At 58.4% G+C, this 25,131-nt stretch carries 23 protein-coding genes and 2 tRNA genes; 14 read left to right on the top strand and 11 right to left on the bottom strand.

Annotated features, from left to right (window positions below; all coding sequences use genetic code 11):
- The 3 genes from nifS to FGL65_RS12465 form a co-directional block, all read right to left on the bottom strand.
- On the bottom strand, positions 1-1,203 hold the full coding sequence (gene nifS / locus FGL65_RS12475; RefSeq protein ID WP_187170383.1) for a cysteine desulfurase NifS: 1,203 nt from the start codon (positions 1,201-1,203) through the stop codon (positions 1-3).
- Between the two features lie 2 nt (positions 1,204-1,205).
- Positions 1,206-2,060, bottom strand: a complete 855-nt coding sequence (gene nifU / locus FGL65_RS12470) for a Fe-S cluster assembly protein NifU (RefSeq protein ID WP_147821508.1) — start codon at positions 2,058-2,060, stop codon at positions 1,206-1,208.
- A 154-nt stretch (positions 2,061-2,214) separates the two neighbouring features.
- Entirely contained in the window at positions 2,215-2,475 is a 261-nt protein-coding gene (locus FGL65_RS12465) for a DUF493 family protein (RefSeq protein ID WP_147821507.1), read from the bottom strand.
- A 216-nt stretch (positions 2,476-2,691) separates the two neighbouring features.
- On the opposite strand from FGL65_RS12465, the gene FGL65_RS12460 reads away from it, so the two are divergent.
- The 10 genes from FGL65_RS12460 (at position 2,692) to FGL65_RS12420 (ending at position 13,374) form a co-directional block, all read left to right on the top strand.
- Positions 2,692-4,842 carry a two-component system response regulator gene (locus FGL65_RS12460; protein WP_147821506.1) on the top strand — a complete coding sequence of 717 codons (2,151 nt, stop codon included), beginning with the start codon at positions 2,692-2,694 and terminating at the stop codon, positions 4,840-4,842.
- A gap of 32 nt (positions 4,843-4,874) precedes the next feature.
- The gene (locus tag FGL65_RS12455; protein ID WP_147821505.1) at positions 4,875-5,057 is read left to right on the top strand and encodes a hypothetical protein; all 183 of its coding nucleotides are present in this window, start codon (positions 4,875-4,877) and stop codon (positions 5,055-5,057) included.
- A gap of 180 nt (positions 5,058-5,237) precedes the next feature.
- Positions 5,238-5,654 carry an Hsp20/alpha crystallin family protein gene (locus FGL65_RS12450; RefSeq protein ID WP_147821504.1) on the top strand — a complete coding sequence of 139 codons (417 nt, stop codon included), beginning with the start codon at positions 5,238-5,240 and terminating at the stop codon, positions 5,652-5,654.
- A 22-nt stretch (positions 5,655-5,676) separates the two neighbouring features.
- A complete protein-coding gene (locus tag FGL65_RS12445; protein WP_147821503.1) occupies positions 5,677-8,166 on the top strand; it encodes a Lon protease family protein in 2,490 nt (829 codons plus the stop codon).
- Positions 8,167-8,225: 59 nt separating this feature from the next.
- Positions 8,226-8,393, top strand: a complete 168-nt coding sequence (locus tag FGL65_RS18275; RefSeq protein WP_187170382.1) for a hypothetical protein — start codon at positions 8,226-8,228, stop codon at positions 8,391-8,393.
- An 11-nt stretch (positions 8,394-8,404) separates the two neighbouring features.
- Positions 8,405-9,583 (top strand): CgeB family protein, encoded by a 1,179-nt coding sequence (locus tag FGL65_RS12440; RefSeq protein ID WP_147821502.1) that lies wholly within the window; start codon positions 8,405-8,407, stop codon positions 9,581-9,583.
- Between the two features lie 288 nt (positions 9,584-9,871).
- Positions 9,872-10,678: an SGNH/GDSL hydrolase family protein gene (locus FGL65_RS12435; RefSeq protein ID WP_187170381.1), complete on the top strand. Its 807-nt coding sequence runs from the start codon at positions 9,872-9,874 to the stop codon at positions 10,676-10,678.
- Positions 10,679-10,926: 248 nt separating this feature from the next.
- Positions 10,927-11,763, top strand: coding sequence for a radical SAM protein (locus FGL65_RS12430; RefSeq protein ID WP_187170380.1), 837 nt, complete (start codon positions 10,927-10,929; stop codon positions 11,761-11,763).
- On the top strand, positions 11,739-12,608 hold the full coding sequence (locus FGL65_RS12425; RefSeq protein ID WP_147821499.1) for a substrate-binding domain-containing protein: 870 nt from the start codon (positions 11,739-11,741) through the stop codon (positions 12,606-12,608). The genes FGL65_RS12430 and FGL65_RS12425 overlap by 25 nt, the downstream gene beginning before the upstream one ends.
- Positions 12,601-13,374 (top strand): 4Fe-4S binding protein, encoded by a 774-nt coding sequence (locus FGL65_RS12420; protein WP_147821498.1) that lies wholly within the window; start codon positions 12,601-12,603, stop codon positions 13,372-13,374. The genes FGL65_RS12425 and FGL65_RS12420 overlap by 8 nt, the downstream gene beginning before the upstream one ends.
- A 61-nt stretch (positions 13,375-13,435) precedes the next feature.
- Here the strand turns inward: FGL65_RS12420 and FGL65_RS12415 are convergent, their stop codons facing one another.
- The 5 genes from FGL65_RS12415 to FGL65_RS12395 form a co-directional block, all read right to left on the bottom strand.
- The gene (locus FGL65_RS12415) at positions 13,436-14,608 is read right to left on the bottom strand and encodes a YibE/F family protein (protein WP_222705767.1); all 1,173 of its coding nucleotides are present in this window, start codon (positions 14,606-14,608) and stop codon (positions 13,436-13,438) included.
- A gap of 60 nt (positions 14,609-14,668) precedes the next feature.
- A complete protein-coding gene (locus FGL65_RS12410) occupies positions 14,669-16,246 on the bottom strand; it encodes an alkaline phosphatase (protein WP_147821497.1) in 1,578 nt (525 codons plus the stop codon).
- 452 nt (positions 16,247-16,698) lie between these two features.
- Complete coding sequence (locus FGL65_RS12405; protein ID WP_147821496.1) at positions 16,699-17,196, bottom strand: hypothetical protein; 498 nt, start codon at positions 17,194-17,196, stop codon at positions 16,699-16,701.
- Positions 17,197-17,348: 152 nt separating this feature from the next.
- A tRNA-Thr gene (locus FGL65_RS12400) sits at positions 17,349-17,424 on the bottom strand.
- Between the two features lie 55 nt (positions 17,425-17,479).
- Positions 17,480-17,556: transfer RNA gene (locus FGL65_RS12395), tRNA-Pro, on the bottom strand.
- Positions 17,557-17,898: 342 nt separating this feature from the next.
- Between FGL65_RS12395 and FGL65_RS12390 the strand changes: the two genes are divergently transcribed.
- Positions 17,899-18,426, top strand: coding sequence for a chemotaxis protein CheW (locus FGL65_RS12390; RefSeq protein ID WP_147821495.1), 528 nt, complete (start codon positions 17,899-17,901; stop codon positions 18,424-18,426).
- A gap of 69 nt (positions 18,427-18,495) precedes the next feature.
- On the opposite strand, the gene FGL65_RS12385 is transcribed toward FGL65_RS12390, so the two are convergent.
- On the bottom strand, positions 18,496-19,224 hold the full coding sequence (locus FGL65_RS12385) for a Smr/MutS family protein (protein ID WP_147821494.1): 729 nt from the start codon (positions 19,222-19,224) through the stop codon (positions 18,496-18,498).
- A gap of 196 nt (positions 19,225-19,420) precedes the next feature.
- Here FGL65_RS12385 and FGL65_RS12380 point away from each other — a divergent pair, with 196 nt between their 5' ends.
- From FGL65_RS12380 to FGL65_RS12370, 3 genes are all read left to right on the top strand, one after another.
- Entirely contained in the window at positions 19,421-20,179 is a 759-nt protein-coding gene (locus FGL65_RS12380; protein WP_147821493.1) for an ABC transporter ATP-binding protein, read from the top strand.
- A gap of 22 nt (positions 20,180-20,201) precedes the next feature.
- Positions 20,202-21,362: a SufB/SufD family protein gene (locus FGL65_RS12375; protein ID WP_147821492.1), complete on the top strand. Its 1,161-nt coding sequence runs from the start codon at positions 20,202-20,204 to the stop codon at positions 21,360-21,362.
- A gap of 121 nt (positions 21,363-21,483) precedes the next feature.
- Complete coding sequence (locus FGL65_RS12370; protein WP_147821491.1) at positions 21,484-21,939, top strand: metal-dependent hydrolase; 456 nt, start codon at positions 21,484-21,486, stop codon at positions 21,937-21,939.
- Between the two features lie 6 nt (positions 21,940-21,945).
- Here the strand turns inward: FGL65_RS12370 and FGL65_RS12365 are convergent, their stop codons facing one another.
- Both FGL65_RS12365 and sucD read right to left on the bottom strand, forming a co-directional pair.
- On the bottom strand, positions 21,946-23,007 hold the full coding sequence (locus tag FGL65_RS12365; protein ID WP_147821490.1) for a glycosyltransferase family 4 protein: 1,062 nt from the start codon (positions 23,005-23,007) through the stop codon (positions 21,946-21,948).
- An 18-nt stretch (positions 23,008-23,025) separates the two neighbouring features.
- Positions 23,026-25,104, bottom strand: coding sequence for a succinate--CoA ligase subunit alpha (sucD, locus tag FGL65_RS12360; protein ID WP_147821489.1), 2,079 nt, complete (start codon positions 25,102-25,104; stop codon positions 23,026-23,028).
- Positions 25,105-25,131 lie beyond the last annotated feature (27 nt).

Here is a 25,131-nt window from a genome sequence, read left to right as displayed (position 1 = left end):
CTACTCCGTGCTTCTCGGGGTGGTGCAGGACGAACCGTCGTCGCCTTCGGCGGAAAAGGGCGAAAGCTTGCGCAGGGTCTCGATGACCTTGGGCAGGTTTTCGATGATGAAATCCACTTCCTCTTCGGTGTTGTAGCGGCTCAGGCTGAAACGGATCGAGCCGTGGGCGAAGTTGTAGGGCACACCCATGGCGCGCAGCACGTGGGAGGGCTCCAGGCTGCCCGAGGTGCAGGCCGAACCGGAGCTGGCGCAGATGCCGAGCTGGTCGAGCATGAGCAGGATGGCTTCGCCCTCTATGTAGCCGAAGGAGATGTTGGTCGTGTTGGGCAGGCGGTTCTGCCTGTCGCCGTTGAGGCGTGCGTGGGGGATGATGTCCAGCAGGCCGTTTTCCAGCCTGTCGCGCAGGGCCTTGACTCGGGTGTTCTCGTCCTCGATGTGCTGGCCGGCCAGTTCGCAGGCCTTGCCCAGGCCAATGACGCCGGCGGTGTTTTCCGTGCCCGCGCGGCGGCCGCGCTCCTGGTGCCCGCCGATGAGGAACGGGCGGTAGGGCAGCCGCTTGCGCACGAACAGCGCGCCGATGCCCTTGGGGGCGTGCAGCTTGTGTCCGGAGAGCGAAAGCATGTCTATGGGCGTCTTCCTGAGGTCGATGGCGACCTTGCCCACGGCCTGGACCGCGTCCGTGTGGAATATGATGTCGCGCTCCCGGCAGATGGTTGCCATTTCCTCCACCGGGAAGATGACGCCGGTTTCGTTGTTGGCCCACATGACCGAGACAATGGCCGTGTCGTCGCGCAGGGATTTTCTGAATTCCTCCAGGTCGACATTGCCGGATTCATCCACGGAAAGGTAGGTGACGGCGTAGCCCTCGCGTTTTTCCAGGTGCTTGCACAGGCTCAGGATGGCCGGGTGCTCCACGCGGGAGGTCACAATGTGCTTTTTGTCGGGCCGGGCGCTCAGGGCCGAGCGGATGGCCGTGTTGTCGGATTCGGTGCCGCAGGCCGTGAAAATGATTTCGTCCGGCTCGCAGCCCAGCAGGTCGGCGACGCGCTTCCTGGCCTCCACCATCTTGGCGCCGATCTGGCCGCCGAAGCGGTGCATGGAGGAGGGGTTGCCGTAAAGGTCCGTGAAGTACGGCATCATCTCGCCGAGGACTTCCGGATCGACCTTGGTCGTGGCGTTGTTGTCCATATATATGGTTTGCACGGCTAACCTTCCTTGATGCTGATTTCCGGATCGACCTTTTCCCTGAGCTGCGCTTCCACTAGGCCGGTGAGGGTGGCCTGGCTGGAGGGACAGCCCGCGCACATGCCCAGCAGGCGGACATAGACGTCGGTGCGGTCCACGTCCACCAGCTCGATGTTGCCGCCGTCCTTTTGCAGCATGGGGCGGATCTCCTCGTCAATGACCTGTTCGATAAGGTGCATGCGCTGCATGTTGGTCAGCCCCGCGGCCGGGGGAGCCGAGGCTTCCGGCACCGAACAGGCCGCTTTTTCGCCGTGGGCCTGGGCCAGCAGGTTCTCCAGGTCCGGGATGCACTTGCCGCAGCCGCCGCCCGCCTTGGTGAAGTTGGTCACGTCCTCGACGGTCTTGAGGTCGTTTTCCTTGATGGCGCGGAGGATTTCCTCATCCATGAGCCCGAAACATTCGCAGATGAGTTCTCCCTCATGCTGATGTTCGGCAACGGTTCCGGCCTCGCCACGGTAGTTCTTGAGGGCCTGCTCCAGGGCCTCTTGGCCCATGACGGAACAGTGCATCTTTTCGCGCGGCAGGCCGCCGAGATAGTCGGCGATGTCCTTGTTGGTAAGCTTTTGCGCCTCTTCCACGCTCTTGCCCTTGAGCAGCTCGGTCAGGGCGGAGCTCGACGCAATGGCGCTGGCGCAACCGAAGGTCTGGAACTTGGCATCCTGAATGATGCCGTTGTCGTCGATTTTCAGGTACAGCTTCAGGGCGTCACCGCAGGCCAGGGAGCCCACTTCGCCGATGCCGTCGGCGTCATCCATGGTCCCGGCGTTGCGCGGATTCAGGAAATGGTCCTTTACTAAGTCCGTGTATTCCCACATGGGAAACTCCTCGTATGTTTGAGCTGTGGTATCCTAATCAGCGGTTTTTATAAATTTCAATCGATCCAATAAGTAAGAACGAATCGTCCTTGTGTCCATACGGTGAATTGAAAAATATACCAATACGGTCTGAAATAATATGACGCAAGTCATATTACAGGGACATGACGCCGGGAACCTGGGCCGCCTTCTGGTAGACCGCCATGACATCCTTGCTGGAACACATGGTGGACTCCATGGTCACGCTGGTGAACTTGCCGTTTTTGGATTCGCGGAAGGAAAGCTTCTGGTCCGGGAAGAGTTCGGTCAGCTTTTCCAGATTCCCCGTGGGAACAATGAACTTGAAGGTATAGGGACAGGGCCATTGGTGATGCTCATCAAGGCGCTGGGCGAATTGTTCGTGGTTGTCGGTCATTATGGTTGCTCCTCATGATGGGAATTATCGATTTTGGCGTTGAACGCGATGACGGCAATAATAAGTCCCACAGGGAGCTTGTCAAACGCATTCCCCGTGTTTTTTGGACGAATGGGCACCTGCGCATTGACTATAGTTTTAATTATAATTCCTCTTGTCGGCCGGAGTGGCAGTATAGGGTTGAGGTGCGATTGCGAAATGAACTTGGGAGCAGCAATGGATGAACGTGTGGACGTTCTTATAGTCGACGACGAGCGGATCAATCTCAAGCTGCTGGAAGGCGTGCTCAGGGTCTTCGATCTCAACATCGTCACCGTGTCATCGGGGAGGGAGGCGCTGTCTCTCATGAGCAGCCATGACTTCGCCCTGGTGCTTCTCGACGTCATGATGCCCGAGATGGACGGCTTCACCGTTGCCGAGCGGATCCGGGAAAACGATAACACCAGGAATATTCCCATCATATTCGTCACCGCCATCAGCAAGGAACAGCGCCATGTGTTCCGCGGCTATGAGCTGGGCGCCGTGGACTACCTGTTCAAGCCGGTCGAGCCGAATATCCTCAAAAGCAAGGTGAACACCTTTGTGGAGCTGCATCGGAAACGACGCGGCCTGGAGGAGGCCACGAAACGGCTGGAGACCATGGTCGAGGAACTGCAGATATCCAAGCGGGCGCTGGAGGAATCGGAACGGCGCTACAGGACCGTGGCCGACTACAACTACGACTGGGAAAGCTGGTATTCCAGTGACGGCAATCCGCTGTACATCAGTCCTTCCTGCGAGCGCATCAGCGGTTATCCCCCCGAAAAGTTCATGAACGATCCCGATTTCCTCGAGCAGACCATTCACCGGGATGATCTGGAGTTATGGCGCAAATTCAATACAGGAAGCGACCCGGAAACGGATGAGTCCCTGGATTTCAGGATATTCAACAAGAACAACAGAATGCGTTGGCTGAGCCTGGTGCGGCGGCCTGTTTCGGATGAAAAGGGGCATCCCCTCGGTGTCCGGACCAGTATGCGGGACATCACCAGCCGAAAGCTCATTGAAAACCGGGTGGAACACCAGGCCCTGCACGATCCCCTGACCGGGCTGGCCAACAGGACCCTGCTTTTGGACCGTGTCCGTCAGGCCATGGCCCGCGCCCAGCGGCTCCACAAGTATTTCGCCATCGTTTTTATGGGCCTGGACCGGTTCAAGGTCATCAACGACAGCATGGGCCACAGTTTTGGCGACAAGCTGCTGGTGACCATCGGCGGCCGGCTGCGGGAAAACGTGCGCCGGCAGGATACGGTCTCCCGTTTCGGCGGCGATGAGTTCGTCGTGCTGCTGGAGGAACTGGATTCGGTGGATCAGGCCAAGCACATCGTGGAATCCATTTCCGATATCACCAAGGAGCCCTTGAATATCGACGGCCGGGAAGTGCGCATCACGGCCAGCATCGGCCTGGACGTGGCGCGGGACGACCAGCAGGAGCCCCATGATCGCATCCAGAATGCGCATATCGCCATGTATAACGCCAAGGAGGGCGGCAAGGACAGGGTTTCGATCTTCAACCACAAGATGCGCGACAAGGCCGTCAAGGAGATGACCATAGAAAACGAGCTGCGGCGGGCCTTGGATGAAAACCAGTTTGAAATGTACTATCAGCCCATTTTCGACCTGGGCACCATGAAGCTGTTCGGGTTCGAGTCCCTGGTGCGCTGGAACCATCCGGAGCGGGGCATGGTCGGGCCCGGCGAGTTCATTCACATTGCCGAGGAGACCGGGCTCATCGTGGACCTGGGACGATGGGTGCTTGAGGATGCGACCAACACCATGCGGCGGTGGCAGGATGAATTGCCACAGGCCAAGGGGCTTTCCATTGCGGTCAACATCTCCGCGAAGCAATTCCGCAAGGCCAGCCTGGTGGACAGCGTCCGCAGCATCCTGGAAAAAACGGGCCTGCCCCCGGAATGTCTCAAGCTCGAGATCACCGAAACCGTGGTCATGGTGGATGCCTCGGACTCGGTGCTCAAGCTGGACATGCTCAAGGACCTTGGGGTGATTCTCTCCATTGACGATTTCGGGACCGGCTATTCCTCCATGAGCTACCTGCAGAAGTTTTCCATTGACCAGCTCAAGGTGGACTTGAGTTTCGTGCAACGCCTGGACGTGGACCCGGAAAGCATCGAGATAGTCCGGGCCATCATCAACCTTGCCCATGGCCTGAGCCTGCGCGTGGTTGCCGAAGGCATCGAAAACAGGCAGCAGTTGAACTTGCTTTATTCCCTCCAGTGCGATTACGGTCAGGGCTATCTCGTGTCCCGGCCGTTGCCCGTGGCGCAGGCAGAGGAATTCATCAGAAACAAGTCGGTCGTCACCCTCTAGCGCGGCCTGAAATTCGTAGTGGAGAAGAGTGCATGAATCTGAATGCCCCCAAACTGTTTACGTGGATGATTGCCGTCATTATCGGCCTGCTGGGCGTCTGCATCCAACTGGATGTCATGTCGGTCCCGGTTCTGGAACGCCTTGTACGCCCCTTCTGGCTGGTGACCTGCGGGTTCGGCCTCCTGGCGGCCGGAAATTTGTTTAAATTTTTATAATCGTATTGGTTTTTGCCTTTGGCAGCGCCCTGTTCCACGGTCGGAACAGGGCGTTCTTTTTATCTATCGGTCTTGTTCTTTTTTTCGGGTTCATGCTACCGTGCAACAGTGGGGCTGGCATTTTATGGCCGTCGTAACGCACTCGTATGATATGGCAATTTGGCCGGGAGGTTTCGGAACATGCCGGACTTGAAACTATGGAGTCAGACGGAACTGGAGAAACTCAAGCGTAACGTGGACAGGCTTTTCGATGACCTGTGCCGGGACTTCGACCTGCCCTCCATGCACCATAGGGTGGTGGGGGACCTGAAGTTTTTCGAGCAGGGGGGAGAGCTTGTCGCCACCATGAAAATATCCAACATGGACCCGGACGACCTGATGATCACCGTGCATGACCGTAGGCTGTTCATCGCGGCTGAAACCGAGGAAAGGGAGGGGGGACGCACCGAACGGCGCATGTTCCGGCGCGAGGTCCGCCTGCCGTGCAGGGTGGATCCCGAGGACGTCAAGGCTGTTTTCGATGATGGAATTCTCGAAATACGGTTGCCCCGCTGCAAGAATCCGCATGGCCGCATTGTTCGAATTGTCAGAAAATAAGCAAACGGGAGAGAAGACGCTCATGGCCAGGAAAACACAACCGAAAGAAGTCCCTGTGGAACTGCTTCGATGGCGCCTTGACCCCAAGTCGCTTCCTTTCAAGACAACCGACGACCTGGAACCCCTGGAGGAGATCCTCGGCCAGAAACGCGGCGTGGAGGCGTTTCGTTTCGGCCTGGGAGTGAGCAAGAAGGGGTACAACATATTTGTGACCGGCGAGCCCGGCACCGGGCGCATGGCAACGGTCAAGCGCCTGCTCCGGGAACTGAACGTGGACGGCGAGGTGCCCTGCGACCTTTGCTATGTGAACAATTTCAAGCATCGGGAAGAGCCCATCCTGCTTCGCTTCAAGGCTGGCGAAGGAAGCCAGTTCAAGAAGGACATGCATGACTTCATCGAGGGCATCAAGACCGAGGTCCCCCAACTCTTCGAGAGCGAGGAATACATCGCCCGCAAGAACGAGATGGCCGAGGCCCATGAGAAAAAGGTGCTGGCGTTCTACAAGGCCATTGAAGAAAAGGTGAAGGATACCGGCCTGGTGATGGTGCGCATGCAGATGGGGCCCTACCAGAGGCCGGACATCGTGCCCGTGGTGGATGGCGAACCCAAGCGGCTCATCCAGGTGGAGGAAATGGTCGAGAACGGCCGTTTCCCGAGGGAGGAATATGAGCGCCTCCGTGACAAGCGTGCCCAGCTCAAGGAAGAGGTTGACCACATTGTCCAGGAAATCAAGCAGCTGCACAAAGAGGTGGCCAAGAAGCATGAGGAAGTGGACCGGCTCATGTTCCTGAACATGGCCGAAGAGATCATGAAGCCGCTGCGGGATCATTACGAAAACGAAAAGGTCCAGAAGTACCTGGATTCCATACTGGACAACATGGTGGAGGACCTCGAGGAAATCAAGGGGCTTGGCCAGAAGCAGCAGGGGCCCATCCCGGGATTGATCATGGGAGGCCCCTCGCCGGAAGTGGTCATGCTTCCCTACGAGATCAACCTGCTGGTGGATAATTCCGAGCTGGACGGCCCGCCGGTGATCATCGAGAGCTACCCCACGTACCGCAACCTGTTCGGCAGTATCGAACGGACCATGGACCGCATGGGCGGCTGGCGTACGGATTTCACCAAGATCAAGGCCGGTTCGTTCGTCAAGGCCAATGGCGGGTACCTGGTCATCAACCTGCTGGATTCCATCATGGAGCCGGGTGTCTGGCCGACCCTCAAGCGTTCCCTGAAGACCGAGCAGATCGAGATCGAGACCTACGACCCCTATTACTTCATCACCGCCACGGGCCTCAAGCCCGAGCGCATCGACATGGACGTGAAGGTGGTTGTCCTCGGCGATGCACGGCTTTACAGCCTGCTGCGCTATTACGACCAGGACGTGCCCAAGATATTCAAGGTCCGGGCCGACTACGAGTCCAGCATGGACCGCAGTGACGACGCCGTGACCCAGGTGGCCCGTTTTGTCAGGAGCGAGGTGGAGCGTCAGGAGATAAAGCCCTTTGACGCCTCGGGCGTGGCCGCGATCCTGGAGGAATCCGTGCGTATGTCCGGCCGTCAGGAAAAGCTGTCCACGGCGTTTCCGCAGCTTTCGGACATCATGAGCGAGGCCGATTACTTCGCCGAAATGGCAAAGGTCGGCACAGTGAGCGGCGACCACGTCCGCGAGGCCCTGGAGGCCAAGAAATACCGCTCCAACCAGATCGAGGAGCGCATCCAGGAGATGATCGACCGCGGCAGTCTGTTCGTGGATACCGATGGCGAGGTGGTTGGGCAGATCAACGGCCTGGCCGTCTATTCCATGGGCGATTACATGTTCGGCAAGCCTTCCAGGATCACCGTGGAAACCTCCATGGGCAAGGAAGGCATCATCAACATCGAGCGCGAGGCCGAGCTTTCCGGCCCCATCCACAACAAGGGCATGCAGATCCTGGGGGGCTACCTGCGCCGCAGGTTCGCCCAGGACAAGCCCCTGACCCTGGCGGCCAGCATCGCTTTCGAGCAGGCTTACGGCGGGATCGACGGCGACTCCGCGTCGTCCACCGAGCTTTACGCCCTGCTTTCCAGCCTGTCAGGGGTGCCCATCCGGCAGTACATAGCGGTGACGGGCTCTGTGAACCAGAAGGGCGAGGTGCAGCCCATCGGCGGGGTGAACCAGAAGATCGAAGGGTTTTTCATGTGCTGCAAGCACGCCGGGCTCAACGGCAAACAGGGAGTCATGATTCCGTACCCCAACATCAAGGACCTTATGCTCAGGGAGGATGTAGTGGATGCGGTCCGGAGCGGCAAGTTCCATGTCTGGGCCGTGAAGACCATAGACGAAGGCATCGAGATCCTGACCGGCAAGAAGGCCGGGGAGCGCACCGCAAAGGGCGGTTACACCAGGGGGTCGATCAACGATCTCGTGGACAAGAAGCTGCTCGGTCTGGCAGAAGGATTGAGAGACTTTGGCAAGCCCGAGGAAAACAACGATAAAACCAAGAAGCGGGCAACCGGAAAAAAGACAAAGTAGTCTGATCGTCAGCATCCGGGGCGTGCCATGGTACGCCCCTTTTTTTGTGGAGACCTGAAATGAATCTGACCCGGCTCAATCTGTGGCGCAAGATCATTCTTGCCGCCTTTGTCATAAGCGTGGTCCTCATGTTCGCCGTGGACTGGGGATATCATTTTCATATCGGCCATGTGGTCCGCCTGTTTGTCGGCGCGTTCGTGCTCTGGCTGGTGGTGGATCGTTTATAGCTGCCCGTATCATGCGTGAACTTCCAAGATACGACGGCGTGTTGCCCAAGGTGCTTCTGGTGGGGCAGGACTATTTCATCCTGCCAGAACTGGAGCGGGCCATGGGGCGGCTCGGCATCCCCTGTGCAAAGGTCGATTTCCGGCAGGAGCCGGCTTTTCTTAAGAAATTGTTCGATACGGTCGCCCGTTTCGGGCCGGATTTTATCCTGACCGTGAACCACGCGGGCCTCGACGGAGAGGGGCAGGTGCTGGAGCTGCTGCGCAAGTGCGGGGTTCCCCTGGCTAGCTGGTTTGTGGACAAGCATGACATGTTCCTGCGCCAGCGGGTATCGCCCAATGCTTTGCTGGCCGTCTTCACCTGGGATCCGGACGGGGTGAAACCGATCCGGGAGCAGGGCGTCGCCGTGGTGGAGCATCTGCCGCTTGCCGCGGACCCGGAGACCTTCAATCCTGCTTCCGGCCCTGTGACGTCGGAATACCGGACCGCCTTTGTGGGCTCCTCCTGGAACAGGAAAATTTCGGAGAACATCTCGGCCGGGGCATTTCCTGCGTCTCTTTTGGAACAATACCAAGCGGTTGGTGCTCAATATGAACAGAATCCACAGGTGAGTCCCGTGGGCCTTCTGGCGCGTCGGGCTGCCTCCTCCCTGTTGGAATTGGAACGCCTGGAGCCCGAAAGGCAGTTGCAGTATGTCCGGCTGGTGCAGCTGGAGGCCACACGCCTGCGGCGGTTGCGTTGTGTCGAGCAGTTGCTGCCCTTTGAGCCCGCCATCGTGGGCGATGAGTTCTGGAAGGAAGCTCTGGGCCGCCATGGCCTGCCGTTCACATGGTTCGGCCGCATGCATTACGAGCGCGAATTGCCGGATTTCTATCGGCGGGTGGAGATCAATTTCAATACCACCAGCTTGCAGTCCTCCAATGCCGTGAACCAGCGGGTTTTCGACATTCCCGCCTGCGGGGGATTCGTGCTTACGGACGCCACGACCGGGCTGGAGCGGCTCTTCGAGCCGGACGTGGAAGTGGCGACCTATGCCGGAGTGGATGACATCCGGGGCCAGGTGCAACGCTGGCTGGAGGATGCCCCTGGACGCAACGGGATTGCGGCGGCGGCCCAAAAGCGGATTCTTGCCCAGCACACTTATGAGCATCGTCTTTTGACCCTTTGCGGGACCATGCGCAGTCATTTCTGATCATGGTCGGCAGAGGACCCAGGCGGTGAGTCGCTTCCGCCTCTTGAGTGCATTTCGACTCGTGGGCGTGCATCCTGCGCAGCCATTGGCCGTATGGCCTGTCGCCGAGTTGCGGGCGACTCGCGTCCGGTGTGCGTCGCATTTTCGAAGTTTCAAATATCTTTTGGTATTCCAAACCATTCTGGGAGAATGTCCCATTGGTCCGCACCTTGCTCATGCCTCTTCGCATGGGTGGGGGCGGCCCCTTCCCGATGTTTTCAAGTCAGTTGCAATCAAATGGGAGGAAGAATGGCAAAACGGATTCTGGCTGTCGCCCTGATGTTGATTTTTGTCCTGGCCACGCAGGCCCAGGCGGGCACCAAACGCATTGTCGCCTTTGGCGACAGCTTTTCCGACGACGGCATCAGCGATGGCTACGGTTTTTCCCGCAAAAGCAATGGCGATGTCTGGGTGGAACATCTGGCCAGGATGCTTCACGCCGAGCTGGAAGACCGCGCCTGGTGCGGAGCAAGGAGCGGCAGCGGGAACGCCGCCGGATTCGACGACTGGTCCGGGCTGGCCTGGCAGGTGGACAACTTCCAGCCGAAATGGGAGCAGGATGATACCCTTTATACCGTGCTGATCGGTATCAACGACATCTATGACGGCGACGACAGGGCCGGGGAAGTGGTGGGCAACATCCTTTCCGCCATGAACAAGCTCGCCGGCAAGGGGGCGGTGAACATCCTTGTTTCCAATGTGCCGGACATCACCCTAGCTCCGGCCTACATCAAGGATTACGCGGCCAAGAAGGAGGCTGTCCAAAAGGTGACCCGCGATATCAACGCGCGTCTGGAAACGGCCCTGTTCGGCAAGGGCGGTTTTGCCGGAAACCACCCCTCGGTGCATGTGTACTTTGTCGATGCCTACGGCGTGTTCAACGAACTGGTGGCCGGAAAGCATTTCAAGAACATGGAGGAGCCCTGGTACGGAACCTACAAGTATCCTCATCCGGATGGCCATATGTGGTGGGACAGCTGGCACCCCATGACCGAGGCGCATCGCACGCTTGCCCGGGCCGCGGTTCAGGCGGTCGAGGCCGGTCCCCGGAAGTGACAGCCAAACGGCGAGTTGTAGTGAACAGGGCCCCGTCTTTCAGGCGGGGCCTTTCATTTGTTTCGGCGCGCCGAGCCTATCGGCGCTTTCTATGAGTCCTTCGGTATGGAATTGAGACGAACTATTGTCTTAAAATGTGCGGATTCATTACATTCGGCACCTAAGTATCAATTTGCCCGATTCACCAAAACACTGGAAGTGCCATTATGCATACCTGCTCCAATCCCATGCGGCAGGGGAGTTCCCACATGTTGCCGCTGCCGTATCATCCGTGCATGGACGATGAGGCGCACGGCAAGGTCGCGCGGATACATCTTCCTGTCGCTCCACGTTGCAATCTGGCCTGTGCCTATTGCGAAAGAATTCTTTCCTCGGATCCCCGCGATCCCGGGCCGGGAACCACGGCTCGGGTCATTTCCCCGGAAGAGGGCGTCGCCAGGGCGGTCGCCTTTCTCAATGAATACGGAAAAGGCTCCATTGTCGGCATTGCCGGGCCCGGGGATCCGCTGGCAAACGAGGCGACCTTCACCTGTCTTTCCCGGCTGAAATCCATCGAACCTGATGCACGCACCTGCCTGTGTACCAACGGGCTGGCGCTTCCAGAAAGTGTCGACCGGCTCATCGAACTGGGCATTGGGACGTTGACCGTGACCGTGAACGGGGTCTCGCCGGAGACGGTTGCGCTGATGCAGCCCCGTGTCGTGGACCGGGGCGTTTGCCGCACCGGACAGGACGGTGCGCAATTGCTTCTCGAGCGCCAGCGGGAGGGAATCCGGCGGGCAGTCGACGGAGGCATAGTGGTCAAGGTCAATATGGTCGTAACGCCCCAGGTGAACATGCGTGAGGCCGGGGCCGTTGCCGAGATGGCCGCGCGATTGGGTGCCCGTGTGTTCAACCCCATGCCGCTTATTCCGAGAAATGGGCTCAGGGACATGCGCAGGCCGACCTCGCAGGAAATGGCCGAGGTCCGGGAACAGGGCGGAAACTGGTTGTCCGTGTTCAGTAAATGTAAGCAATGCCGTGCGGATGCGGTGGGAATTCCAGGGAAGGAGGGAACAGGATGTCAGATGAAAAAAACATGTTGAGCAGGCGGTCGTTTCTGGTCGGCGGGGGCGCGGCCATGGCCACGGCTCTGGCTCCGGGTATGGGCAAGGCCGGGGAAGGCTCCAAAGGGCGGTTTGGCGCCGAAAGCCTGCAGGTGTGGTCCTGTGGCGGGCTGGCCGAAGCCTTCATTCCTGCCAACGAAAAGTTCGAAAGAAAAATGGGCGGCTCCATCAGCTATACGGGAGCCTTTGCCGCGGCTTTGGGAAAGTCGCTGCTCGGCAATGCCCGGACCGAGGTCTTTGCCCCGCGCGTGCTCAAGCTTGCGCAAACGCTCAAGCAGCAGGGCAAGATGCTTTCCTTTCAGCCTCTCTGCTTCACCAAATACGTTCTGGTGACTCCCAAGGGCAATCCTGCGGGCATCACGTCTATCGAGGATATCAGGAAGCCGGGGGTGAAGACCCTGTGCTCTCCGGAGTCCTCCCCTCCGGGCGGGGCCGCGGCAATGGGCGTGCTCAAGAAGAGCGGCGTCATCAAGGAGGCCACGGAAAAGGCCATCTACATGGGCTCCTGCATTCAGCACGACGTTGCCGATGTGGCTACGGGCAAGGCCGACGTCGCGGTGGTCGAACTGCGGATCACCAGGCTTCCCCGGTATCGGGATGCTTTTGAAATCATAGAAATTCCCGAAAAGTTTTTCCCGGCACCGCCCATCCCCTTCAGCGTCGGGGTCATGAAATGGGCGAGGAATGAGGAGATGGCCAGGGCGTTTGTCGATTTCATTTGCGGCGAGGAAGGACAGGCCTGTTTCGAGGCGGCCGGTTTTATTCCGGCCCTTTCCAATGAGGGCGAGCGCCTGGCGAAAAAGTACGGGGTGAAGGATGTCTAGAAGTGCGAAAGGAATGCGGCTGCAATGGACGCGTCGTATCATTCAGGCGGTTTCCCTGTTTTGTCTGGCGGAGTTCTCCTATTACGGAATCTTCCGCTGTCCCTTTGCCGTGCCCTACGTGAGTTGCGCCAACTGTCCGGTGGTCCAGTGTCCGGGAAAGAAGCTCTGGCTTCTCGTGCTGCTCGGCATCCTGGCTTCGGGCCTGCTTTTCGGCAGGGCCTTTTGCGGATATTCCTGTCCCGTGGGCATGCTGAACGAGCTGTTCGGCAAGGTTGCCGTTTTCAAGGGCAAGATATCGGGCGGCTTCGCCAGGGTGGCCGGCTTCGGCAAGTATCTGGCGGCATTGGTATGCGCCTATCTGTTTTTCGCCATGCACAATCCCCGGTGGGCGGTTCCCATTCGGACAGGCGAATTCATCAAGTCGACGCTGCTGACCTTCGAGCATGCCTTTCCTCTGTGGCTGGCGCGGACCTTCATTGTCCTGGGCGCGTTGCTGATGGGGCTGCTCGTGCCGTACTTCTTCTGCCGCTTTGTCTGCCCCACGGGCGGAGTTCTCGAGGTGCTCAAGCGGTTTTCGCTGTTCAGGTACCGGATGGCGGACAACTGTACGGACTGCGGAATCTGCAACAGGGTCTGCGGACTGGAGACCCGCCCCGCGTTGGACAACTGTACCAACTGCGGCGAGTGCAAGGGGGCGTGCCCCGTGAACGCCATTGAGTTGAAGGGGGCCGCTGGTTCTTGTGCGAAGCAACAGACGGACGGATAGTTCCGAAAGGATGGAATGAAAAAGCCCGGCTCATGCGAGCCGGGCTTTTTTGTCAGCTGTTTCAGGAAGAGCTTTCCTGTTCGGATACCGCGCTTTGGAGCGAGGGCGATCGTTTCCTGCCGAGTTCCGTATTCAGCAGGACACCGGCAATGACCGCCGTGGCCGGGGCCACCATGAGCAGGCCGATGCTGCCGATGAGCACCCGGAAGATCTCCGCGGCAACCAGTTTCATGTTCACGATGCGCGAGGCGCTGGTGCCCTGTGACACGAAGACCATGAGCATGGTCAGGTAGCCGCCGGAATAGGCCAGGAGCAGGGTGGTGGCCATGGTCCCGATGACCTGCCTGCCGATGGTGAACCCGGACTCGATGAGTTCGCGCGTACCGATATCGGGCCGCTTGCTCTTGATCTCGTTCATGGAGGCGCTCACGTCCATGGCGATGTCCATGGCCGCGCCGGAAGCCCCCAGAAGAACGGCGGCATAGAAGATGTGCTGAAAATTCAGATGGTATGCGCCCTGGACGAGCAGCAGGGTGGAAAAGGGGGTGGTCATGCCCGCCAGGTCGAGCTTGTCCCCGAAGTACAGGGTCAGCACCAGGGTTGCGGCCAGCCCGCACACCGTGCCCAGGAACGCGGCGATGCCGTGTCGCGTCACTCCCGCCACCGTGAAGATGATGACCATGGAGAGCAGGGTCAGCACCGCAAGGCTCAAGGGCAGGGGGCTGACGCCCTCGAGCAGGTTGGGGATGTAGAAATACCAGAGGGCTGCCAGGGCGGCCACAAAGGAACACAGGGCCTTGACGCCGATGAACCGGGCATAGAGCACCAGAGCCACGGCAAAGACGGCAAAAAGGGCAAGCTCCCAGTTCTGGCGATACGTGTTGATTGCTCGCGCCGAAGTGATCTTGTCGTCCTGGATCTGGATGGCGAGCAGTATCTTGTCTCCCGGCGCGTATACCTCATCCATTTCCAGCTGGCCGTTGAGAAGGTTGGCCGCATCGACCTTTTCGCCTTTCCAGCGGCTGTCGCTGAGGACCACGGTGGCCTTCTGATAGCCCACCGAGCCCGCGCCGGACCGGATGATTTCGCTGTTGTCCACGGAAATCACCACGCCGCTCACCTCATGCACGTTTTCAATTGCGGCGGGGTGCGTCGATGACTGCTGGGTCAGGTACAGGATGAAAATGAAAGCAGCCACCAGGGTGGCTGTCGTCAGTATGTTCCGTGGGCTCAAATCGTTTCTCCCGTAAAAAAGGGGGAGCGGCGTGGCCGCTCCCCCAGTCGTCGTTGCGTACTAGTTGGCGGAAACTCCGTAAGGGAGTTCGGATGCCTTCTGGTTGGGACCGAAGGTGTCGCCTTCCAGGGCCTTGGAAGCGGCGCGCTTGAAGGAGGACAGTTCCACACCCATGGCCTTGGCCATGATGCGCGGCAGGTCGGTGTTGTCCTTGAAGCCGGCGAATTCCTGAGAATCGGAACCCACGGCGGACAGGGCGATCACGCCTGCGGTGTGGACATAGGAGGTCCAGCTGATGCGTGCGCGTTCGGAAACCAGGTGCGCCACTGCGATCATGGTCGGGCTGTATTCGTAGCCGTAGGTGGTCTGCTTTTCAATCGGCAGGCTCTGGTTCTTGTCTTCCACGCTCATGGCGTTTTCGAGGATCTTGCTTTCGCGTGCGTTGAGGGCGGTCAGGCCGAAGGTTTCAGCCACGTACTTTTCGTAGGCGGCGTGACGTTTCTTCACATCGGCGATGTCCTTGTACATTTTGGGATACACGCCCCACAGCACGTCTTCACAGGATGCCTTCACCTTGAGCAGCTCCTTCAGCTTGAGGAAGTAGCCCTTGGAGTCCAGGCTGATGCCCATGGCCATGCCGCCGGTTTCGTGGTCGGCTGCGATGACGATCAGGGTTTCTTCCGGGTGCTTCTTGTAGAAGTCGTATGCCTTTGCGATGGCTTCGTCAAAAGCCATGGTGTCGTAGATGGCGCCTGCTGCGTCGTTGGCGTGGGCTGCGTGGTCGATGCGGCCGCCTTCAACCATCAGGAAGAAGGGCTTGTCCTGGGCGGAGAGAACTTCAATGCCCTTGGTGGTCAGTTCGGACAGGGACGGCATGGCATTGGCGCCCTTGGGAGCGTTGATGCGGTCGATTTCCATGCCGATGTGGCTGTATGCCAGGGGAGCGAAGACCTTGTCGCCCTTTTTCGGGGTGTAAGCGCGGAATGCGTCGCGTGCATTGTCGCCCACGAAGGTGGTGTAGCCCTTGGTCTTGAATTCGGCCACCAGGTCGCGTTCGTCCTTGCGCTTGGATTTCAGGCCTTCGGCGTTTTTCGCGGCCACGAAGTGACGGTAGCCGCCGCCTGCGATGTAGTCGAAGCCGGATTCAACCTGGTCGGCGGCGATTTCATTTTCGCTGTCGCGGCTCATTTCATGAGCGGAGAATGCGGCCGGGGTGGCGTGGGTGACACGGGTGGTGGTGGTGATGCCCACTGCATAGCCTGCGTCGCGGGCCGCTTCGGCGATGGTCTTGATGTCCTTGCCGTCGGGCAGCTTGGAGATGACGCCGTTGGTGGTCTTGAAGCCCGCGGCAAGGGCGGTGCCGCCTGCTGCGGAGTCGGTGACCAGGGTGTTTGCGGAGTGGGTGGTGACCAGGGCCGAAGTGGGCAGGCTGTTCATGACCAGCTTGGCCTCGGGGTTGTCGGTCTTGATCTTGTAGAAGTATTCGGCGGACTGGCGTTGGGCCGGTCCCATGCCGTCGCCGATGAAGTAGAACACATACTTCGGTGCGGCGGCAAAGGCGAGGGAGGATATCAGCATCAGGGATGCCGAGAGCAACAGGGAGCCAAGGACGGTTTTTCGTTTCAGACAGAACTTCATGTCATATCCTTTGGGTTGTATTAATGTGGCACAGTGCCTTAGTTGCGTTTTCCTGCTGCTCTGCATGCTTTTCATGCGCGCAAGCTCTCGCCAGCCTTGATGTTTTTTTTTCGAAAGTGAATAAACAAGGCTCTTTGTTCGTTTTGTCACATAGCTGTAACAAATGTCGTCTTTGCCCTCGGGGGAATGTCAAGTTCTTTTGGCCGACGATGTATGTTTTTGAATTGTAACGTTTTTTGTCGAAGATGGGGCGGGAGAAAAGGGCGTTTCATGAGAGTTGCCATTGGTGGGGGAATGTTTACTCCCTCAGGAAAAAACGAACATAGACAATATAATATTGGGGTTTCAGATAGATCCGTGGCGTGAGGTGGCCAAAATCCTCAGGATCTATGGACACAAAAAAGCCCGGTTCCGAAGAACCGGGCTCAGAGTGTTCTGTCTCTATTTCGGGACTAGAAGGGCTTCCCTTCATTGATGGGAGCGGTGTGGAAGCCTGCGTACTGGTTACCGAGAAATCTCGCTACGTGGGCATTGCCCACAAGGGCTTTGGCGGAAGAGCCCAAGCTGTTCCATTTTATGATGGCGTAGCCTTCAATGTAGTGATTTTTTGATGTGTCCCAATAGTTAAGAGTACGTGTGGCATTCGCAGGAATTGTGAAGGTGCTGGTATAGCCCAACCAGTCAACACTTCCTTTAGTGCTGGAGCCTTTGTAGAGCCTGCCTTTGTCGGTCAGCATATTGCCGTCCTGATCATAAAATTCGATGGTCACTTCAACTTCTTCGCTGGTAATGTTGGACAAGGTGATTCTGGTGGACATGCACTGGTTATTGGGGCTGTATGCGTAGCCCAAGCCGGGAACTATGGTCATGCCACAAGAGTCGGCATAAGCTGTACTGCAAAGTATCGTCACCAGAACTACAGTGAGAAGAGGCGTGATAAGCTTTTTCATTCGTTATTCTCCTTCAGTGTGAGTTTGATAGGTGAACGTTATACTTCACCAAATAAACAATCGAGTATAAGGGGGCGTGCAGTATGTCAAGTGGAAGGGGGAGGTAAAATAAAAAACCGTCCTTTGCTAACAAAGGACGGTTTTGATCTTTCTGGAGCCTTCAAGCAGAATTGAACTGCTGACCTCATCCTTACCAAGGATGCGCTCTACCTACTGAGCTATGAAGGCCTTTTACGAAACAGGGGGCTGACTTGCGTCAGCCCCCGTGGGGTATTTCGTCTCGTGGTCGGGATGAGAGGATTTGAACCTCCGACCCCTTGAACCCCATTCAAGTGCGCTCCCAAACTGCGCTACATCCCGACGAGGAATGTGTATCTATCTGCACCTCGTTTTGCTGTCAACGTTTTTTTTGAATTTGTTTGTAATATTTTGCTTTCATTTGGAATTGTCAGCGGTGTATCGGTGCGGAAAACCGCCGGGAATCCCTTGCTGCCGCCGGGTTTTCCCCTGTCGGAAGCTCTTGGGCATGGGCAATGCCCGGCTTCGTGTTGCCTTGCCGGTTTGGAGGGGGTAGTATTCATATTATGGTTGAAAGGCGTTTTCGGGACGCCGTGTGAAGATTATAACGGGAAAATCATTGCCTGAAGCGGCATACATGATACAACGACGCTAGTGATGATATTGTAACCAAGGGGAATCGTTATGAGCGAAGAAGTCCTCACTGACATCAATCAGTTTTTGACCTTTACGCTTGGGAAAGAAATTTTTGCCCTGGATATCGGGACAGTGCGTGAGGTCCTTGAGTTGACCTCGATCACGAAGATCCCCCGCACCCCCAATTTCATGCGCGGGGTTATCAACCTGCGCGGCAATGCCGTGCCCGTGGTTGATATGCGCATGAAGATGGGCATGTCCCAGGGCGAGGATACGGTCGACACCTGCATCATCATCGTGGAAATCGAATTTGATGGGGAAATGACCGTCATGGGCGCTCTGGTGGATTCCGTCCGGGAAGTGTTCGAAATGATGCCCGATTCCATCGAGCCCGCTCCGAAGATGGGCGCGGCGGTCAATGCCGAGTATATCCGCGGCATGGGGCGTCAGGAAGAAAAGTTCATTATCATCCTGGAGATCAACAAGATCTTCTCCGCCGAGGAACTGGCCCTGGTCAAGGGCATGGCAGGCGGAGAGCAACAGCAGGAGGCCGTGGCCGAGGAGGTCGCTGCCTAGCCGATTTGGTTTTCAATAATCATGGAATGAAAAAGGCCTCCATCCGCTTGGATGGAGGCCTTTTTGTTTTTAATCGTCCCAGTTCATCATCTTGTCCCACTGGACCTTGCCTTGCTGTTTTTTCTGTTTTCGCAGCAGGGCGTAGATTGCGCCCGTGCCGCCGTCCTTGGGCTGTGCCGTGCAGAATGCCAGGACAATGCGTCGCAAGGGGTCCCTGGTCAGCCATGACTGGATCTCCTGCTTGAGCACGCTGCGCCCGCCTGGGGAATTTCGGCCCCGTCCGGTGACGATGAGCAGTGTTCGTTTATTTTGAAGATAGCTTTCCCGTATGAAGAAGAGCAGGTTGTCCAGGGCCTGGTCCGAATTGAGCCCGTGCATGTCCAGGTGGGCCTCCACGCTCAGGGATCCGGCCTTGAGCTGCTGGAAAACCTTGCTGTCCAGGCCGCGTACGTAGCCGTGCATGTATTCGTCCGTGTACTCCAGCTCGAAGTCGATGCCGTTCTGCATTGCCTCGGCCATGGACTTGGGGTCCTGGGAGCCCAGGGAAGCCGGCGAGGCCTGGGCCGGACGCGGGGACACCTGCCGGCCTGATTCGGTTCCATCCATCTTGGTCACTCCCAGCATCGCCGTCTGGAAAAGATCTTCCTCGGGCCGCTGTTCCGGCTCGGGGACCGGTTCTTTTTTCTGCTGGGCCGCCTTTTTGCCTTTGGCCATGAGTTTTTCCAGATAGTCGTCCTTGGGGCCGATCTGCAGCTTTTTCAGTTCGTCCAGGGATTTCATTTTTTTCTTGGGGCTCATCTGTACATCTCCGTTAGGGGCACTATAGTGAATGTGCTCTTGTTTGAGAACCACGGTGATTGTCCATATGTTTCCAGACTGTCAAGGCTTTCGCCGAATTCATATCTATTTGGTATGATTATTCCCGCTGGACTTCCGGACCAGCCTCAAGTATGGAACCCTGTTGCTTATCGACAGGATCAAAACGAGGAAAACAATGCTTACGATTGAAGATCTTCATGTAAATATCGGCGACAAGGAAGTCCTCAAGGGGATCAACCTTGAGATCAAGGAAGGGGAGACTTTCATCCTCTTCGGTCCCAACGGTTCGGGCAAGACGTCCCTGCTCATGGCCCTGATGGGTTTTTCCGGTTACGACATTACCCGGGGTAAGATCGTCTTCAGGGGCGAAGACATTACCCATGCTCCCATGTATGAGCGGGCCCGCCTCGGCGTCGGCATGTCTTTTCAGCGTCCGCCGACCATCCACGGTCTTCGCACCAGGCATCTGGTGAACATGTGCGCCCGGGGCGAGGATATCGACATCGAAGCCCTTGCGGAGCGCGTCAACTTTTCCGGTTTCCTGGAGCGCGACATCAATGCGGGTTTTTCCGGCGGCGAGATCAAGCGTTCCGAGCTGTTGCAGCTCATGGCCCAGAAGCCCAGCCTCGTTTTGTTCGATGAGCCCGAATCCGGTGTGGACCTGGAGAACATGCAGCTTATCGGCAAGGTCTGCCGCCAGTTGCTGGACGGCCGCATCGACGCCTCGCCGGACAAGTCTCTCAAGGAAATCCGCGAGCAGAGCAGCATGGCCGGCCTCATCATTACCCATACCGGCTACATTCTCGACTACGTGAACGCAGACCGAGGCCAGGTCCTCTACAACGGCCACCTGTGCTGCCAGGGCCGTCCCCGCGACATTCTGGAACACATCCGCACCAACGGTTACCAGGAATGTATCCGCTGCATGCAGTAGCGCCAGCCATACGGAGAATATAATGAGCAACGTAGATCTTTCCCAATTCAAGTTCGATGGCCTGGTCAGAGACAAGATCGAGGACCTTTCCACCCTTGACGCGCAGGACAAGGAAGCCCTGATCATGTCCGGCGTGGATGTGGACGATGCCAACCGCAGCGGATCCTTTCTGCAGATGGACCATTCCAACGTGCATTGCCATTCCAATGATCCCGGCGTGGAAATCCTGGATATCAAGGACGCCATCGCCAAGTACGACGGTCTTCCCGAGTACCGCTGGAAGCTGATCGACAAGGACAAGGACGAATACACCCGCAATACGTATGAGAACACTCACGGCGGGTACTTCATCCGCACCAAGCCCGGTGCGCGCATCGAGAAGCCGGTGCAGTCCTGCCTGTTCCTCAAGGCCGAGCAGGTGGGCCAGAACGTCCACAACATCGTGGTGGTGGAGGAAAATTCCGAACTGCACATCATCACCGGCTGTTCCGTGGCGCACGGCTCCACGACGGGTGCGCATTTCGGCATCTCCGAATTTTACGTCAAGAAGGGCGGCAAGCTGACCTTCACCATGGTTCACAACTGGGGCGAGCATGTTTCGGTTCGTCCGCGTTCCGCGGGCGTGGTGGAAGAGGGCGGCATCCTTCAGAACAACTACATTCTCATGAAGCCGGTCAAGGACCTGCAGATGTATCCGACCATCACCCTGAAGGGGCGCGGCGCCCGCGCCCGTTTCAATTCCGTGGTGGTGGCTCCGGAAGGCTCCTATCTGGATATGGGCAACAAGGTGATCATGGACGCGCCGGACACCCGCTGCGAGATCATTGCCCGGACCATCTCCACCGGCGGCACCATCATCAACCGGGGCCATATCGGGGCGCATCACGTGCCTTCGCGCGGCCATCTGGAATGCCAGGGCCTGATCCTCGGCAATGGCCGGATCTGGGCGATCCCCGAGCTGGACGGCACCCTGGAGGGCGTGGAGCTTTCCCACGAGGCCTCGGTGGGCAAGATAGCCCAGGAGGAGATCGAGTACCTCATGGCCCGCGGGCTGGACGAGGACGAAGCAACCTCCACCATTGTGCGCGGCTTCCTGAATACTGACATCATGGGCCTGCCCGAGAAGCTTCAGAAGGAAGTGGACAGGCAGATCGACGAACTCAATGCCAGCGGAGCCATGTAGCTCTTGCCCGAGATTGCAACAAAACGGCTGCTTCTGGACAGGAGCGGCCGTTTCTTCTTTCCCTGCGGGCGCTCCTGTTGCCGCAGCGGGATGGAATAAAAACAGAACAGAATAAGAAGACATGCCCGGATACAAAGGACATATCGCAGGAGGCGCGCTTTTCGGCGTCATGGGAGTCGTGGGAGGCGTGATGCTCGGCTATCTGGCCCTGGACCCGCTGCATCTGGCAGGGCTTCTGGGGTTCTGCCTGCTGGGCGCCATGTTCCCGGATACGGATACCGACTCCAAGGGGCAGAATCTCTACTATGGCCTGCTCATAGTCATCGACGCCGGGCTGATTTTCATGAAGATGTATGTCTGGGCTTCCTGGCTCGGGCTGTGCGCCATGCTTCCGGCCCTGGGGCACCATAGGGGCTGGACCCACACCTGGTGGGCCATGCTGCTGGTGCCGCTCCCCATCGTGCTTATCCCGGCCGTGCTCATCGGAGACCGCTCCATAGAGCCGTTCTTCCGCTTTTATCTCGCCTTTGTGCTGGGATACTTTTCCCATCTGTTGCTGGATGGGGAGCTGTACTGATCTTGGCTAGCGGACGAGCTCCCGGTAAAGGGAAACGTACTGCTCGGCCATGGCCTTGTCCGTGAAGGCCCGCACCGATTCAAATCCGCCTTTCCGTATTTTGTTTGCAGTGGTTTTGGAAGTCATGAGCGACTTGAGCGCGCTGGCCAGGGCCAGGCTGTCCCTGTTGGCGAAAACGAGCCCGTTCTGGCCGCCGGTGACCAGTTCCAGGTTGGATGCCAGGTTGGAGCTCACCAGCGGGGTTCCCGTGGCCCAGCCTTCCTTGATGACGGCATTGGAGCCTTCCCCGTCCACCGAGGGCACGGCCAGTATGTCGATGCGCTGCAGGATTTCACGGCTGTCCTTGTAGCCGAGGAACAGGATACGGTCGTTGATCTCGTTGGAGTGGGCCCGTTCCTGAAGCTCCTTCATGAGCGGCCCGTCCCCGGCGATGATGCACTGCCAGGCGGGCAGGGTGTCATCCTTCTTCAGTTCCTTCAGCGCATCCAGAAGCACCCGGATTCCCTTTTGCTTGGTTAGTGCGCCAATGGTTCCGATGGTCAGCAGATCGTTGGGAAGCTTTTCCGTGGTGTAGCGGGAGAGATCGATGCCGCTGTGAATGGCCCTGCTGCGGGATTGCTCCACCCCGCACTGGACCATGTTCTTCTGGATCTCCCTGCTTACGCCCACCACGGCGTCTCCGGCCAGATACTTCTTGGTGCTCCAGCCCTTCTTGAATTTGTAGGAGACCCGGCGGGTGTGCACCAGCTTGAACCGGGCCTTGCCCGAGGTCTTTGCCAGGGCGGCCAGGGACGCGCCCTTGGCGTCGTTGGTGTGCACGATATCCGGTTTGACCTGCTTCAGCAGCTTGAAGAAGCTGATGACGTTGATGGGATTGAGGTCGCTGCTGGAAACGAGCGTATGGGTGGGGATTCCCGCCGATTCGGCAAGGTCGAGCAGAGGGGCTCCCTTGGGGGCCGCAATGATGGGCTCGAATCCCGCTTCCTGAGAAAGATGGCGGGCAAGGTAGTGAACCTGCCGTTGCCCGCCACGAAGTTGTTTTCCAAGATCGAGTAGAAGAATTTTCACTCGTATGAATTCCTTACGTTATTTCAGGGCCTTTTTCACAAGGCCGGGGATGACTTCAAGGCTTTGGCAGACAGCGAAGCCCGCGTCGGCCATGGTTTTCAGTTTGGATTCGGTTCCGCCGCCCTTTTCCAGGATGGCGCCGGCGTGTCCGAGGCGCTTGCCCGGAGGGGCCGTCTGGCCCGCAATGAAGGAAATGACCGGCTTGTCGAACCCGGTTTCCACCACGTAGCGGGCCAGGTTTTCCTCGGCCTGTCCGCCGATCTCGCCCAGGACCACAACCGCTTCGGTCTCATCGTGGTTGCGCAGCATTTCGAACATGTCCACAAAGGTGGTGCCGATGAACGGGTCGCCGCCGATGCCGACGCTCAGGGACTGGCCTATGCCCGCGTCCGTGAGGCGCTGGGCCACTTCATAGGTCAGGGTGCCGCTGCGGGAGAGCACGGCCACCGGGCCGGGAACAAAAGGCTGGGTCGGCAGGATGCCGATCTTGGTCTGCCCTGGCACGATGAGGCCCGGTGTGTTGGGACCCACCACGCGGGTGCCCGAGTCCTTGATCTGCTCCATGGCCGCCAGCATATCGTGCTGGACGATGCCCTCGGTGATGCACACGGCCCAGGGGATTTCGTTGAAGGCCGCCTCGAGCACGGCATCCGCCGCCAGGCGGGGAGGAACGAACATGATGCTGGCCTGGATGTCGTGGCTGCGCTTGGCTTCGGCAATGGAATTGTACACGGGAACGCCGAGCACTTCCTGGCCGCCCTTGAACGGGGTCACGCCCGCGACGATGTTGGCTCCGTACTCCTGCATGAGCATGGTGTGCAGCTGGCCTTCGCGGCCGGTGATGCCCTGCACCAGGATCGGGGTGTCCTTGTCGATGTCGAAGATGTCCACGGTCTGATAGCCGTTGTCCTTTTGCGGCCTGGCTTGGTCGCAGCCCATGGGCGTGGGGAATTCGATGACCGGGGCGTTGGCGGGCTGGAGGGTCTCGAGGATGCCGATGGCTTCCTTCATGTCCGTGGCGATATGCAGGTTTTCCACGTTCAGGCCCTTGAGGATTTCCAGGGCGGCCTCGGAGTCCTTGCCGGACATGCGGGCCACGATGGGCTTTTGGGGGGCCTTGCCGCCCAAAGCGCCTTCCAGGGCCTTGGCGACCTTTTCGCAGGAAAGGATCCCGCCGAAAAGGTTGATGAAGATGGCCTTGACCGCCTTGTCGCCAAAGAGCAGCTCCAGTGCGGTTTCCATACGCGCCTGGTCGGCCGCGCCACCCAGGTCCAGGAAGTTGCTGGCGGGCAGTTTGGAAAAATTCAGGAGGTCCATGGTGGCCATGGCCAGGCCCGCGCCGTTGACCATGAGGCCCACCCAGCCGGGCAGTTTGACAAAGGAAAGGCCCGCCTCGCGAGCGGCGTTTTCCTCTGCCGAAACGTGTTCGGCCTGGTAGTACTGCTCCATGCGTTCGTTGATCTCGACGTAGTTGTCGTCCACCTCGACCTTGCCGTCCAAGGCCACGAAACGGTCGTCACCGGTGAGGATGAGCGGGTTGATTTCGGCCATGAGCAGGCCGTTGTCGAGCATGCCCTTGAACAGGTTGGTGAGCAGCTCGTGGAAGGGCTTGAACAGTTCCTTGCCCAGGCCCAGATGGAAAAACGCGGCCCGGATCTGGTTGCCCTGGAGCCCCGCGGGCAGGGCGATTTCCTGGACAAGCAGGTTCTCCGCGCCCAGGTTCTCGATTTCCACGCCGCCTTCGCGGCCCACGGTGAGCAGGATGCGGCGGCGTTCACGGGAAACGGTCAGGGAAAGATAGAATTCGCGCTGGATGTCGGCTGCCGGCTCAATGCGCAGGAACGGCACCCGGTGGCCCTTGATTTCCAGGTCGAAGAGTTTTTTCGCGGTGGGCAGGTAGTCCTTTTCCTCGTCCACGCGAAGAATGCCGCCTGCCTTGCCGCGGCCGCCGGTGAGCACCTGGGACTTGAGGAACCACGGCAGCGGGAAAGTCGGTTTTTGGGTCTCTATGGTTTCGGGAAAGACGTCTATGCCTTCGGGAACAGGGACATTCGCTTCTTGGAAAAGGAGTTTGCTCTTGTGTTCATTCAGCAGCATGGGATCGGCTTCCATCCTTACCTTTGG

The organism is Salidesulfovibrio onnuriiensis (assembly GCF_008001235.1).
Classification (GTDB): domain Bacteria; phylum Desulfobacterota; class Desulfovibrionia; order Desulfovibrionales; family Desulfovibrionaceae; genus Pseudodesulfovibrio; species Pseudodesulfovibrio onnuriiensis.
Note: the sequence above shows the minus strand (reverse complement) of the source record. Positions and strands in the feature narration are given on the sequence as shown.